The organism is Tissierella praeacuta (genome assembly GCF_040396155.1).
Taxonomy (GTDB): Bacteria; Bacillota; Clostridia; order Tissierellales; family Tissierellaceae; genus Tissierella; species Tissierella praeacuta_A.
This window is the reverse complement of the sequence record NZ_JBEBOY010000062.1, coordinates 1-12,524: the sequence shown is the minus strand read 5'-3', so window position 1 is coordinate 12,524 and position 12,524 is coordinate 1. Positions and strand designations below refer to the sequence as shown.

At 29.7% G+C, this 12,524-nt stretch carries 15 protein-coding genes and 1 riboswitch; of the genes, 9 read left to right on the top strand and 6 right to left on the bottom strand.

Annotated elements, in window-relative coordinates; all coding sequences use genetic code 11:
* Positions 1–128, top strand: a 128-nt coding sequence (locus ABWP20_RS17205) for a YebC/PmpR family DNA-binding transcriptional regulator (protein WP_353097503.1), incomplete at its 5' end; no start/stop codon positions are given.
* Between the two features lie 265 nt (positions 129–393).
* On the opposite strand, the gene ABWP20_RS17200 is transcribed toward ABWP20_RS17205, so the two are convergent.
* Positions 394–624: a hypothetical protein gene (locus ABWP20_RS17200; RefSeq protein WP_353097499.1), complete on the bottom strand. Its 231-nt coding sequence runs from the start codon at positions 622–624 to the stop codon at positions 394–396.
* A gap of 589 nt (positions 625–1,213) precedes the next feature.
* On the opposite strand from ABWP20_RS17200, the gene ABWP20_RS17195 reads away from it, so the two are divergent.
* Positions 1,214–1,486, top strand: a complete 273-nt coding sequence (locus ABWP20_RS17195; protein WP_353097497.1) for a PX domain-containing protein — start codon at positions 1,214–1,216, stop codon at positions 1,484–1,486.
* A 44-nt stretch (positions 1,487–1,530) separates the two neighbouring features.
* Here ABWP20_RS17195 and ABWP20_RS17190 read toward each other — a convergent pair whose 3' ends face one another.
* From ABWP20_RS17190 to ABWP20_RS17170, 5 genes are read right to left on the bottom strand one after another with little or no spacing between them, the layout of a single operon-like run.
* On the bottom strand, positions 1,531–2,238 hold the full coding sequence (locus ABWP20_RS17190; protein ID WP_353097495.1) for a zinc dependent phospholipase C family protein: 708 nt from the start codon (positions 2,236–2,238) through the stop codon (positions 1,531–1,533).
* 1 nt (position 2,239) lies between these two features.
* Positions 2,240–2,815 carry a nucleotidyltransferase family protein gene (locus ABWP20_RS17185; protein WP_353097493.1) on the bottom strand — a complete coding sequence of 192 codons (576 nt, stop codon included), beginning with the start codon at positions 2,813–2,815 and terminating at the stop codon, positions 2,240–2,242.
* Positions 2,816–2,831: 16 nt separating this feature from the next.
* Positions 2,832–3,305 carry a (2Fe-2S)-binding protein gene (locus tag ABWP20_RS17180; protein ID WP_353097491.1) on the bottom strand — a complete coding sequence of 158 codons (474 nt, stop codon included), beginning with the start codon at positions 3,303–3,305 and terminating at the stop codon, positions 2,832–2,834.
* A complete protein-coding gene (locus ABWP20_RS17175; RefSeq protein WP_353097489.1) occupies positions 3,306–4,142 on the bottom strand; it encodes an FAD binding domain-containing protein in 837 nt (278 codons plus the stop codon). It abuts the gene before it with no gap.
* Positions 4,129–6,474, bottom strand: a complete 2,346-nt coding sequence (locus ABWP20_RS17170; RefSeq protein ID WP_353097487.1) for a xanthine dehydrogenase family protein molybdopterin-binding subunit — start codon at positions 6,472–6,474, stop codon at positions 4,129–4,131. The genes ABWP20_RS17175 and ABWP20_RS17170 overlap by 14 nt, the downstream gene beginning before the upstream one ends.
* 178 nt (positions 6,475–6,652) lie before the next feature.
* On the opposite strand from ABWP20_RS17170, the gene ABWP20_RS17165 reads away from it, so the two are divergent.
* The 7 genes from ABWP20_RS17165 (at position 6,653) to aroA (ending at position 12,420) form a co-directional block, all read left to right on the top strand.
* A complete protein-coding gene (locus ABWP20_RS17165) occupies positions 6,653–6,826 on the top strand; it encodes a hypothetical protein (protein WP_353097486.1) in 174 nt (57 codons plus the stop codon).
* An 86-nt stretch (positions 6,827–6,912) separates the two neighbouring features.
* Positions 6,913–7,584 carry a TIGR01906 family membrane protein gene (locus ABWP20_RS17160; protein WP_353097501.1) on the top strand — a complete coding sequence of 224 codons (672 nt, stop codon included), beginning with the start codon at positions 6,913–6,915 and terminating at the stop codon, positions 7,582–7,584.
* Positions 7,547–8,164 (top strand): hypothetical protein, encoded by a 618-nt coding sequence (locus ABWP20_RS17155; protein WP_353097484.1) that lies wholly within the window; start codon positions 7,547–7,549, stop codon positions 8,162–8,164. The genes ABWP20_RS17160 and ABWP20_RS17155 overlap by 38 nt, the downstream gene beginning before the upstream one ends.
* A 15-nt stretch (positions 8,165–8,179) precedes the next feature.
* Positions 8,180–8,274, top strand: a riboswitch (THF riboswitch).
* A 69-nt stretch (positions 8,275–8,343) separates the two neighbouring features.
* The gene (locus ABWP20_RS17150) at positions 8,344–8,907 is read left to right on the top strand and encodes a folate family ECF transporter S component (protein ID WP_353097482.1); all 564 of its coding nucleotides are present in this window, start codon (positions 8,344–8,346) and stop codon (positions 8,905–8,907) included.
* 81 nt (positions 8,908–8,988) lie between these two features.
* On the top strand, positions 8,989–10,110 hold the full coding sequence (aroC, locus tag ABWP20_RS17145; RefSeq protein ID WP_353097480.1) for a chorismate synthase: 1,122 nt from the start codon (positions 8,989–8,991) through the stop codon (positions 10,108–10,110).
* Positions 10,111–10,114: 4 nt separating this feature from the next.
* Positions 10,115–11,146, top strand: a complete 1,032-nt coding sequence (gene aroB / locus ABWP20_RS17140) for a 3-dehydroquinate synthase (protein ID WP_353097478.1) — start codon at positions 10,115–10,117, stop codon at positions 11,144–11,146.
* 32 nt (positions 11,147–11,178) lie between these two features.
* Positions 11,179–12,420 carry a 3-phosphoshikimate 1-carboxyvinyltransferase gene (gene aroA, locus ABWP20_RS17135; protein ID WP_353097476.1) on the top strand — a complete coding sequence of 414 codons (1,242 nt, stop codon included), beginning with the start codon at positions 11,179–11,181 and terminating at the stop codon, positions 12,418–12,420.
* Positions 12,421–12,524: the final 104 nt, after the last annotated feature.

Here is a 12,524-nt window from a genome sequence, read left to right as displayed (position 1 = left end):
CACAAAACACAATAGAATTAACTAGTCCAGAAGATATAAAAAATATGGAAAAATTGATAGATATGCTTGAAGATAATGATGATGTTCAAGAAGTATATCATAACTGGGAAATGCCAGAGGAAGAGTAAGCTAACCTTTGTATATTTGTAATATCAAAGGTTAGCATTCATAGGGATATGATGTGAACCCCTATGGTAAAATAGGTACGGAAAGAGCAATCGCACAGGATACTATCCTGTGCGATTGCCCAAATAACACTGCTATAAATTATCGAAACCATGCATCCATATGTACATAATATTTTAATTAAACTATCTGTCTACTTGACATGAGTCGGTTCAATCTAACATTTAAGGTTCTCTTCATTTATTTATCTTCCATCTTTTAAAAAAATTATTTTTTAAAAGAATCGATACTATACCAAGCTAAGAGAATTATCCCTATTATAAAAGAAATATATATCCAAGTGTTTAATAAATTTGGTGTGTAGGATAAATATTGTAAAAACTCTCCTTTGCCCCAAGTATTACTATTTATCCCCGCAATAGCAGCCGATAAATATTTTGTACTATAAAGAATAGCAGATATAAAAATAGATATACTCCCAATTATTCCTTTAGCCATAATCAAATTCCCTCATTTCTAAATTAGTTTTTTATGTTTTATACTAGTTTGCGTTAAATTCTACTACTCTATATTGTCTTTCTATTAATTGTTCAGGATAAACATAAGCTGTGTCATAAACTTATCTAGCTCTTTTATCATATTTCTTTTCCATAGCATACCAAGTAAACTGCTCAGATTATCACCTTTCATGCTAATAAGTTGTTCATTAGCAGAAGCAACTAAAGAAAAAGTAAAAATGGTTATTAAGAGACTACTTAAAAATACTAATGTTTTTTCAATTTAGAGAATATTCTTATCATAAATATAGCACAAGAATATCCTTGTAACAACAATAACTTTTATATATTCATTAGGGTTTATTAAAATATAAGAATGGTTTTATGAAAAATTGAGAAGTAGAGTTAATTTTGTGGATAACTTTTTTAGATAAATAGATATATTAATAACTCTTTAGCCACTTTTAGGGGTTTTGATGTCGTCAGGACAAGTCTAGTAGATAAATATGATTACAAAGACTATCTTATATGTAGTAGACTTTTATCAAATATAGAATATAATATTAGATAAAAAGGTAAGGAGTAAGAGTATGGGGCTTATTGTAATAGCTTTAATAATAATTAATTTTTTTACAGTGTATAAATTTATATTTTGGATTATTTTCAATGATATGGATGACTTTAATGAATCTTTAAGATATTCATTTACACCAGATATTATATCTTTATTTAGGAAGGAATATTTCAAAGATCGATATGGAGAATTTAAATTAAGTTCTTTTATTTTTATATGTAGTATAATAACAGTAATAGAATATATAATAGTTGATGCCATTATACAGCGGATAATAGCATTAATATAAAATGCAAAGGGATTTCTTTTTGCATTTTATATTAATTTTAAAATTTAATTTTCATTTAAGAAAACATCATTATAAAACATAACCATGGATCCTGCTGTAGTTCTTTCAGCTAATGGGAGACTACATCTAGTGGTACGATAAAACCGATTTTCATCCTTTGAGATTCTTTTAAATCTTCTATAAATTTTAAGTGCTACTCTTGAATTAAATCTTATATAATCTTCAATAGAGTCCAAAAAATATGCTCCTTTTTCAACTTGAAATTCTTTTACATATTCATATGTATGCTTAACATATGATTCATATTGATGATGATCATCTAATAAACGAATATTAGCATGCTGAGGTATAGTCATATCCTGAATAATGTGTAAGGCAGCTCCTAGATAAAACATAGATTTGTTAAATTCTCCTTTATTCCATAGACTAAGGGCTTCTTGGTAATAATCTGTACCTAAATTCATAGCAGATTTTCTTCCGTATAACCCTCTTTTTTTATAAGGGTTATAGAAATGATTTGAACTTTTAAAGTCTTGATCTGCCCATACAGCGCCTTCATTAATATCAAGAATAAAACTATGGAATAATTTATATTCATCTAGATATTTATCATTTTTAAGAATGTTTAAAGCATGAAGATTAATAAATTTGTGAACATTACAATGGGTTTTTATTATGGATTTTTTTATAGGATTTGCAACACCAAAAACAGTTTTTAAAATATAATCATATGTGGTTTCAATAATATCCATTCTATTCACCTACTATTTGTAATTGACTAATGGAATTATAATCTTCCATAGTGTCTATATCCATTAATATGCCAAAATCATCAACATTTATAAAGGTTTTTTCTTTTATAGAGAGAAAATCTCTCAAGGTGTTAAAAGAGTTATCAGAGAATATCTCATCTATTAAATGGGACTTCATCAATATAGGATGACCTCTTTTTTTATTATAAACTGGAATCACTATGTCTTCATCTATACTTAGCATATTTTTATAAGTTGTTTTCTCTACGAGAGGATAGTCACCAGGGATTAAAAAGAATCTTTCTTCCTTAATATTTGCTAATCCTTTTTTTACAGAGCTAAACATTCCTTGTAAATAATCTTGGTTATATATTAATTCAACCTTAGGATATTTATATAATATATTTTTTATATCTTCTATTTTATGTCCGCCTACAACTATTATCCTTGAACATATATCATACATTCCAAGAATAGAATTTTCTATTACAGTTTTTCCATTAACATCTAATAATAATTTATTGGTACCAGCTCTTGATGATAATCCGCCAGCTAATACTATTCCTTCAATTTTCATATTTATCTCCTATAGTTTATTTAATTTTACCTGACAATATTGATTTTATAGCATCTTCAATTTCTGCATATCCTGTACAGCGACACAAATTAGATTGCAGCCATTCTTGGATTACAGAATCATCTGCATCTGGATGGATTTTAGATAAGGCATGACATACCATTAAAAATCCTGAAGTACAATATCCGCATTGAAATGCAAAACTTTCTACGAATGCTTTTTGAATTGGAGCATTATTTAGACCTTCTACTGTTATAATTTGTTTTCCCACTGCTTCCACAGTGAGCATCAAACAAGATTTTATTGGCCAACCATCTATTAGAACTGTACATGCTCCGCAGTCTCCATTTTCACAGCCAGGTTTTGCTCCAGTAAGTCCAAATTCCCTTCTCAAAGTAAATAATAAGATATCAGAGGGTTTAACAACTACATCTCGATATTCTCCATTTATATTTAAAGTTAATATTGTAGGACCTAATATTTTAAACATTTAACTTACCCCCTCGAATTTATTAAGCAATTCATATAACATGCCATATAGAACGAATTTTCTGTATTCAGAAGAACCGCTAATATCGTGAAGTATTTCATAAGGTATAATGTTAATAACTTTTCTAATTCTTTTATCTTTGGAAATAGACCTATCATTTAGGATTTCTTCTATTTCAATTGACCTAAAGGGGTGTTTACATAAACCGCTAAAAGCAACAGAAATTCTTTCATTATCCTTTAGAGAAGTCATTGTAATTAAAGGATAATCTATTTTTTCATTTTTTGTTCTCTTTACATGACTATAAGGCAATTGGAGAAATTTTTTATCTATTATTACTTGAACTAGGATTTCATCATCTGCAAGTTGTAGTTTTTCATTATATAAATCCATTGCTTTCACAGTTTTTTTGCAAACACTACTTTGGATTACTATTTCACTATTACATAAAAGGAGGGGGAGTATAGCTTCCTTATATATAATAGTTCCAATCAAATTACCACCTAATGTAATCTTATCCTGTATGGTATGGTCTGCTATTCTTTTGACTGTCAAAGTAAGAAGGGGAAAAGGGTTTTCTTCAGCAATTTTAGTTAATGTTACAGCCGAACCTATAATTAAATTATCATTTTTAAATTCGAATACATTACATTCAGATATACCTTTAATATCTATTACTGCACCTGTATATCTATTGAACATTCTTGCCATAGATATAAATTCTGTGCCACCACCATAGTAAATAGGATTTTTTTCACTAAGTTCAAGTTCTTTAAATAATTTTATAGCATCTTCAATTGTATCTGGTTTATAATATTCAAAATCAAAGGGTATCATATTTACCTCCTGTCTTAGTTTGCCATATTAATTCAGGATAAATAGGCAATTTATCAAAATCAGCTTCTGCTGCTAATGATAATGCATTAGCAAATGCAGAAGGCATTCCAAGGATACCATGTTCAGCTATACCCCTAGCACCAAAAGGAGCATCAGTATCAGGTGTTTCTATAAAATCAACTATATATTCTGGATTTTCTCCGAATCGTAAAAGTTTATAGGTTCTTAGGGATGTATTCTCCAATATGGCATTTTTATTATATAGAAACTCCTCCCTAGTTGCTAAACCAAGACCCATGCTCATGCCACCCATTATGACTCCTTTTGCAGCTTTAGGGTTTATTACTTTTCCTATATCTATAACTGTTACAGCCTTCAGCAGTCTATAGGAATAATTCTTAGGATTATATTCTATTTCAACAGCTTGAGCACCTACTGACCATAAAACAGCAGGTTTTCCTTTTCCTGTTTGCTTATCTAATTTGGTTAAATTTTTCATGATGTAGCTACCTCTGCCAATCATTTGTCCATATATAGCTTCACCATTAGCATATTTGTAACCGTGAACTAAATGTTTAAAGTCTATAAAATTAACAGGATCATCCTTTGAATATACTCTTTGTTCACCAATATCTAAATCATCAGGAGGACATTTTAGAACAATACCCCCTAATTCCTTTAATTGCCTAATTAAATCATCTGCAGCCTTTATAACGGCATTTCCTACCATGAAGGTTGTCATACTTGCAACAGTTTTCCAATGTTTAGGACTTATCCGTGTATCTACATCCATAAATACATGGATTTTATCAATATCCATTTTCATTTTTTCTGCAAGAATTTGAGCTAAAGTAGTTTTCATACCTGGACCAATTTCCGTAGCACCTACATTTAAATTAATGCTACCATCGGCGTTTAAAGTGAGTACTGCTCCCGAAGTAGCATTAGTAGGAGAAGTCGCAGATTTCCAAAAACAAGAAATACCTTTGGCTTTAATTGTGCCTTTATTTGTTTTTGTTATTTTTCCTTCTTCCCAATTAATAACCTCTTTTAATTTATAAAGACAAGATGTCAAATTTCCTGCATTGTCAAATGTTATTTTAGCTTGTGTAGGAGAAGTATTTCCTTCTGTTATGGCATTCTTTATTCTTATATTCAAGGGATCCATACATAATGCCAATGCCAATTTATCAATCATTCTTTCGATGGCAAAGGTAAGCTGTACATGACCAAAGCCTCGATAAGAAGTAACATAACAATGATTAGTATAGATACTATAAGAATCGCAATGAAGATTTTCAATATTATATGGACCAGAGCAATTAATGGCTATTGACTTTGCCATACGAGGACCAGTGCCAGTATAGGCACCACAATCTACATAATAGGTACATTCTAAGGCTTTTATAAAACCATCTGATGTGGCACCTATTTTAAGCTTTGCATTTATACCTATGTTAGATGGCCAAGTGGAGATATCTTCTTCCCTAGGGCTTGTCATTATAACCATTTTGCCTCCAACTGCAGATGAGGCTAGGTATGCAAGAAACTCCATCTGAACAGAAGCTTTTCCACCAAAGGCACCTCCTACTAGTGGTGTACGAACAATTACATTACCTTCAGAACATTTATATTGTGTACTGAATTCCTCCTTAACTGCAAAAGGTGCTTGAGTTGATGTGTATACAATTGTATCTTTATTTGGTAATATTTGAACTTTAGAGTTTCTAGTTTCCATTGCTAAATGATCTGACTGGGGTAAATAGAATTCCCCTTCGAGTACTATATCAGACTCTTTCCATCCAATAGCCATATTTCCCTTTCTGATTTTTACATGATCTGCTATATTGGTATGAGCCATAGGATATACGCGAGCATCAGGACAATAATAATGTCCCAAATTTTCATGTATAAGGGATGCACCAGGTTTCATAGCATCAAATACAGAATTAACCACAGGTAACGGCTCATATTCTACTTTAATAAGCTTTAATGCTTTCATAGCGTCTTGTTCGGTATTGGCTACAATTACAGCTACAGGTTCGCCGAAGTACCTGACTTTATCTTTTGCGATGGGAGGTCTATCGTTGATGAGAGAGCCTACTAATACATGGGTATATTCTCCAGTAATTATAGCTTTAACACCTTTTGATTTTAAAGCTTTTTTTGTATCAATTGATTTTATAATTGCATGTGCATGGGGACTTGGTAATATTCTTCCATATAAAGCATCAGAAGTTAAGATATCACCATTATATTTTGCTGCACCTGTGACTTTGTCAAAGGCTTCTTTTCTTATGGTATCTATCCCAATTCTTGATATAGTATTCATAGATTGTTCTCCTTTTTGAAAATTATTATCAAAGATATTATTTCCATAGGGATATTTAGTATTCATATATAGTTGGATATAAAATCTAGAAATTAGAATTAAAATATTTATGTCCATTTGTATAAAAGAATAAGTATTAAACATAATAAGGATAAGGTTATAAAAAGGAGGCAAAATCATGGAGACTAATGATACTTTTCAAGAAATAAAAGAGAGATTTATAGCTGCAGATTTAGATACAAAAATTCAAATATATACAACAGTTCAAGGGTTATCGGTGGCGCAATATAAAGAATTGCTTAAAGTTTTTCCAATTAAATATTTAGACAAACTAGAAAGGGCAATGGGATAGTCTTAAAAGGATTGGAGGATATATTTTCTTCAATCCTTTTAACTTATAAAATAAATATTATTTAGGTGGGATTGACTTTGAAGAAAGTGACTTTATTTATTTTAGTTTTTTTATTGTCTTTATTTTGTCTCTTAACTGCAGTAGAGAAAAATGCTTTTAATTTTGATGCATATATAAAGGCATATTCGAAGTATAACGTAATGGAGATGACTGGAAAGAGCTTAGAGGAATTAGACAATATAACAAATAAATTACTTAATTATTTAAAAGGAAAAGTGGGCATAGAAACATTAGAATCTAATTTTAATAAAAGAGAAATATTGCATATGAAAGATGTAAGAGGACTATTTAAAAGAGGTTTCATATTACAATATTTATCAGTTATATTATCTAGTGTTATAATAACTTTCTTTATTATTAATGATAAGAAAGAGATATTAGGAAAATATCTGTATAAGGGTATATTTATTAGCTTGATATCAATTGGATTTTTTGGAATTATAATATATTCTAACTTTGATAAATACTTTGTTTATTTTCATTACATTTTTTTTAGGAATAATCTTTGGCAGTTGGATCCAAAAACAGATTTATTGATACAGCTCTTTCCAGAAAAATTTTTTATTGATATGGTGAAAAATATTTCCTTATCATTTCTTGTTTTTATGGTAATAATACAAAGTATAGGATATTCCATTATTAGGAAAGGATGGGGTCAAAATGAAAAAAGATTTAAAATATTTAAAAGAAAACCGTAGTGAAAGAGAGAAACAAAGAGTATTGGATAATTTTTATACGAAACAAATCAAAAAAGGTAAGACTACTAAGGCGGATATTATGGATAAAATCTCAATAGGATTAATTTCTTTGATTTTTTTAGTATTAACATTGAATAAGATAATAGGAAATATTATTATTTCCATAATTATTTCTTTTGTTATTGCTGCAATTATGAATGTATATATAAAAGCTATAATCATGAAAAATAGATATAAAAAAATAGAGGAAATTAAAAGGGAATATAGAATAAAACTTGAGGAAGAAAAAGTAATATCCCCTAATGAGGATATAGAGGATTATATTATAGACAGATATTATGAAAAAAAAGCAGAATTAAAGGATAGCTTTAATTTCTTTAATAAGGATAAAATATTTAAATTATATTTTCTATTTATTATATTTTATGTAATTTCTTATTTTTCTAATTATCCTATATATTATAAAACAATGGCTATAATTTCCTTTGTCTTGGCAACTATTATTGGCTCTTATAATTTAACTGAATATATTAGAAAAAAGGACAATGGGGATTTACTTAATAAGGATATTGATATATAATGAAATTGTTAGTAAGACAGAGTAGGTAAAGAGCGTCAAGTGTTAAGGGATGGGAAGTTGCCCTTAAACGAAGGATTGAGAATCTGCGATTCTTTACCGCGTCCGCTGAATCATTAAGGAATCCTCTTATCTTTAATGTGACAGTTGCCTGTCACTAACAAAAGAAAGGAGGATAAAAAATGAATAGTAACAAAGGTAGTAGACTTGATACAAGAACCCTTACTCAGTCAGGGTTTTTAGTGGCAATTTCAATTGTCATAACAAGGTTTTTATCATTTATGGTGCCATTAGCTGGTGGACTTCCAGCATTACGATTGGGTTTTGGTGAGGTACCTTTAATGATAAGTGGATTGCTATTTGGACCTGTAGTAGGTGGGATTAGTGGAATTGTAGCTGATTTAATTGGTGCATGGGCCTTTCCTCAGGGACCATATTTTCCAGGCTTTACATTAAGTTCTATGTTATGGGGAGTTATTTCTGGAATGTATGGAGTTTATTTAAGAAAAAAGGGAGAACAAGGTAATCCATTTAGCTATAAAAGAGTATTCTTTATTATTATTATCTGTACTGTTTTCATTTCAACATTAATGAATACCTATTGGTTAACTCAAATGATGGGAAAAGGATTTATGGTACTTTTACCAGGGAGAATATTATCCGATATAATTAAAATACCCGTAGAGACTTATATTATTACAATATTAATTAAGCAGTTGAGAAGAACAGTAGCTTTTGATAAATAGAAAAGTATATAAAATAGATAATTATTTTAAACATTAAAGACTTCTACTATAGTAGAAGTCTTTTACATAAGGAGGATGAGTATGGTAAGATTTTTAACGGCAGGTGAATCCCACGGAGAGTCTCTTACAGGAATCATAGATGGAATACCTGCTAATTTATATTTAGATATAGATTATATAAATAATGAGTTAAAAAATAGGCAAATAGGATTTGGAAGATCGCAGAGGATGCAAATAGAAAGAGATGAGGTAAATATATTATCAGGTATAAACAATGGTTTAACTACGGGAAATCCAATTACCTTATCAATAAAAAATAGGGGAAAGAATATTGAATTAGTAGAAGTAACAAGACCTAGACCGGGCCATGGAGATTTAGTAGGTATGTTAAAATACAATCAAAAAGGCGGAAGAAATATACTTGAAAGGGCATCAGCAAGAGAAACGGCTATGCGTGTAGCTATAGGAAGTATTTGTAAACTCTTATTAAGAGAATTTAATATAAATATTTATAGTCATGTTATAAATATTGGTGGAATAAGTTCAACTATGAATTATTATAATGGATTGAAATCAGAAGATCTAATTCGAGCAAATGGATCCTCCATTAGGGTAATAGATAAAGATTCTGAAAAAGAAATTATAAAGAAAATTGAAAAGGCAAAGGAAGCAGGGGATACTTTAGGAGGAGTTATAGAAGTCATAGTCAAAAATCCTCCTATAGGCTTAGGAAACCATACTAATTGGGATGCAAAACTTGATGGTAGAATTGCTGCTGCATGTGTTAGTGTACAGGGTATTAAGGGAATTGAATTTGGACTTGGGAATATTGCAGCATCAACTTTTGGATCTATGTTTCATGATGAGATTTTTTACGATGGCAAATATAAGAGAAAGACAAATAATGCTGGTGGCATAGAAGCTGGAATATCCAATGGAGAAGATATTGTTATAAGAGTAACTATGAAACCAATACCTACTCTTATAAAATCATTAGACACTGTAGATGTATTAACTAAGGAAAAAACATCGGCACAATTTGAAAGATCAGATATATGTGCAGTCCCATCGGCTAGCATAGTTGTTGAATCTATGATAGCATATATATTAGCAGATGAATTAATTAAAAAGTTTGGCGGAGATTCTTTAGAGGAAATTAAGATTAACTATAATAGATATCTTGATTATTTAGAAAGTAGGTAAAAATATGATGTATAAAATGGTTAACTATATATGGGAAGAATTAAATTCTCGTATAGATGATGATAATTTTATTTTTATAACAGATAGGAATGTATATAATCTTTATAAGGAAGAACTAGAGAGTTCATTAAATAATAGAGAGAATATATATGTTATTCCTTCAGGAGAAGTAAGTAAAAATAAAGAGGAACTATTCAATATATATAATATATTAATTAAAAATAATATTGATAGAAAAGGAAAAATATTTTCTTTAGGTGGGGGAGTAGTTGGAGATTTGGCAGGTTTTGCCGCAGCAACTTATAAAAGGGGAATTGAATATATTCAAATTCCTACAACTTTGTTATCCCAAGTAGATAGTAGTATAGGAGGTAAGACTGGAATCGATTTCGGTGCTCATAAAAATATAATAGGTTCCTTTCATTTTCCTTTAATATCTTTAGTAGATACTTCATTTATCCATACCTTACCTGAGAGAGAAATTACATGTGGTCTTGGAGAAATAATTAAATATGGTTTAATTGAGGATTATGATTTTTTTAAATATATAGATAAGAATATTAAGAAAATCTACAATAGAGATATGAGAATACTTCCAGAGATTATAGAAAAATCCATTAGGATAAAGTTATCTATAGTGGAAAAAGATAAATTAGATTCAGGCATTAGGCAAAGCCTAAATTTTGGACATACCATTGGGCATAGTGTAGAATCTTTTTACGAATATAAGAAGTATAATCATGGTGAAGCTGTTATAATTGGTATGATGTGTGAAAGCAATATTGCATATCAAAAAAGGCTTATAGATAGAGAATACTATGATGAAATTATAAATACATTAAGTCCTCTAGTAGAAAAAATAGAACTTAAAGAAAATGAAATATCAGAACTCTTAGATTATATGAAGAATGATAAGAAAAATAAAAATGGAAAGATTTCCTTTGTTCTACCTATAGAAAAAGGCAAAGTTGATTTGTTTTATGATGTAGATAATGAACTTATTATAAAGTCTTTGTTAAGTAGTTATGAAGTATAATTTAATTTTTTTAAGTTGGGAAGGTGCATAGCTTGAAAATAGAAGGAGTAATGAGTCTCAAAGGTGAGATTAAAATACCTGGAGATAAGTCTATTTCCCATAGAGCAGTAATGTTTGGATCAATTGCAGAAGGGGAAACTATTATAGAAAATATTTTATTATCAGAAGATACTTTGAGAACAATTGAATGTTTTAGACAGATGGGAATAAAAATAGACATAGATGAAAAGAACAATCAGGTAAGAATAATTGGGAAAGGACTTCATGGTCTAAAAAAGCCGAATAAGGTTTTGGAATGTGGTAATTCTGGGACTACTATGAGACTATTAGCTGGAATTTTAGTTGGACAAGACTTTTCATCTGCTCTTATAGGAGATGATTCTTTAAACAATAGACCAATGGATAGAATTATTTTACCTTTAATTAAGATGGGGGCAAATATTGAAGGGGATAAGGATAAATATCCGCCTCTATATATTACACCTTCAGATAGATTACAAGGAATTGAATATGAATTACCTATAGCAAGTGCCCAAGTGAAGTCTTCTATTCTTTTGGCTTCTCTCTATAGTAAAGGGAAAACTAAAGTTAAGGAAAAAAAAGTTACTAGAGACCATACTGAAAGAATGCTTAAATATTTTAGCGAAGATGATTTTAGTGGCAAAGAAATCTATGTTCCAGGAGATATTTCTTCAGCTTCATTTTTTATTGTAGCAGCTACTATTATAAAAGGTTCATCTATTGTTATAAAAGAGGTTGGCATTAATCCAACAAGAACTGGAATTATTGATGTAATAAAAGGGATGGGTGGCAATATTACAATAGAAAATATAAGAAATATAAATAATGAGCCTGTGGGAGATATATATGTTTCTTATGCTCCAATTAAAGGAATAGAATTAGATGGAAATATTATAGGAAGGTTAATTGATGAAATTCCTATAATAGCTGTGGCAGCTGCCTTTGCAGAAGGCAATACAGTAATTAGAAATGCAGAGGAACTTAAATATAAAGAAACTGATAGAATACATGCCATAGTCAATGAGTTAAAGAAGATGGGAGCCGATATAATAGCTTTACCAGATGGATTAATAGTAAATGGAAAGAAAAAATTAAATCCAGCTATTGTGAATACTTATGGGGATCATAGGATTGCAATGGCTTTATCCATAGCTGCATTAAATATAGAAGGCGCATCAGAGATTGAAAATACTCAATGTGCAAATATTTCATATCCAGACTTCTATGAGACAATTAGGAGATTATTGGAATAAACTTTGATTTTTTATATATAAAGTTCTATAATAGATATATAATATTAACCCTGAATTATTCATCACAATTCAATAATGATGCTACACTCTCAATATTTCAACAG

What these genes read in the sequence shown, in the direction of transcription:
- ABWP20_RS17200 (WP_353097499.1), bottom strand. Translation starts at nt 624, where the DNA reads ATGGCTAAAGGAATAATTGGGAGTATATCTATTTTTATATCTGCTATT.
- ABWP20_RS17175 (WP_353097489.1), bottom strand. Translation starts at nt 4,142, where the DNA reads ATGATACCCTTTGATTTTGAATATTATAAACCAGATACAATTGAAGAT.
- ABWP20_RS17190 (WP_353097495.1), bottom strand. Translation starts at nt 2,238, where the DNA reads ATGGATATTATTGAAACCACATATGATTATATTTTAAAAACTGTTTTT.
- aroB (WP_353097478.1), top strand. Translation starts at nt 10,115, where the DNA reads ATGATGTATAAAATGGTTAACTATATATGGGAAGAATTAAATTCTCGT.
- ABWP20_RS17155 (WP_353097484.1), top strand. Translation starts at nt 7,547, where the DNA reads ATGAAAAAAGATTTAAAATATTTAAAAGAAAACCGTAGTGAAAGAGAG.
- ABWP20_RS17195 (WP_353097497.1), top strand. Translation starts at nt 1,214, where the DNA reads ATGGGGCTTATTGTAATAGCTTTAATAATAATTAATTTTTTTACAGTG.
- ABWP20_RS17170 (WP_353097487.1), bottom strand. Translation starts at nt 6,474, where the DNA reads ATGAATACTATATCAAGAATTGGGATAGATACCATAAGAAAAGAAGCC.
- ABWP20_RS17185 (WP_353097493.1), bottom strand. Translation starts at nt 2,815, where the DNA reads ATGAAAATTGAAGGAATAGTATTAGCTGGCGGATTATCATCAAGAGCT.
- ABWP20_RS17180 (WP_353097491.1), bottom strand. Translation starts at nt 3,305, where the DNA reads ATGTTTAAAATATTAGGTCCTACAATATTAACTTTAAATATAAATGGA.
- ABWP20_RS17150 (WP_353097482.1), top strand. Translation starts at nt 8,344, where the DNA reads ATGAATAGTAACAAAGGTAGTAGACTTGATACAAGAACCCTTACTCAG.
- ABWP20_RS17165 (WP_353097486.1), top strand. Translation starts at nt 6,653, where the DNA reads ATGGAGACTAATGATACTTTTCAAGAAATAAAAGAGAGATTTATAGCT.
- aroC (WP_353097480.1), top strand. Translation starts at nt 8,989, where the DNA reads ATGGTAAGATTTTTAACGGCAGGTGAATCCCACGGAGAGTCTCTTACA.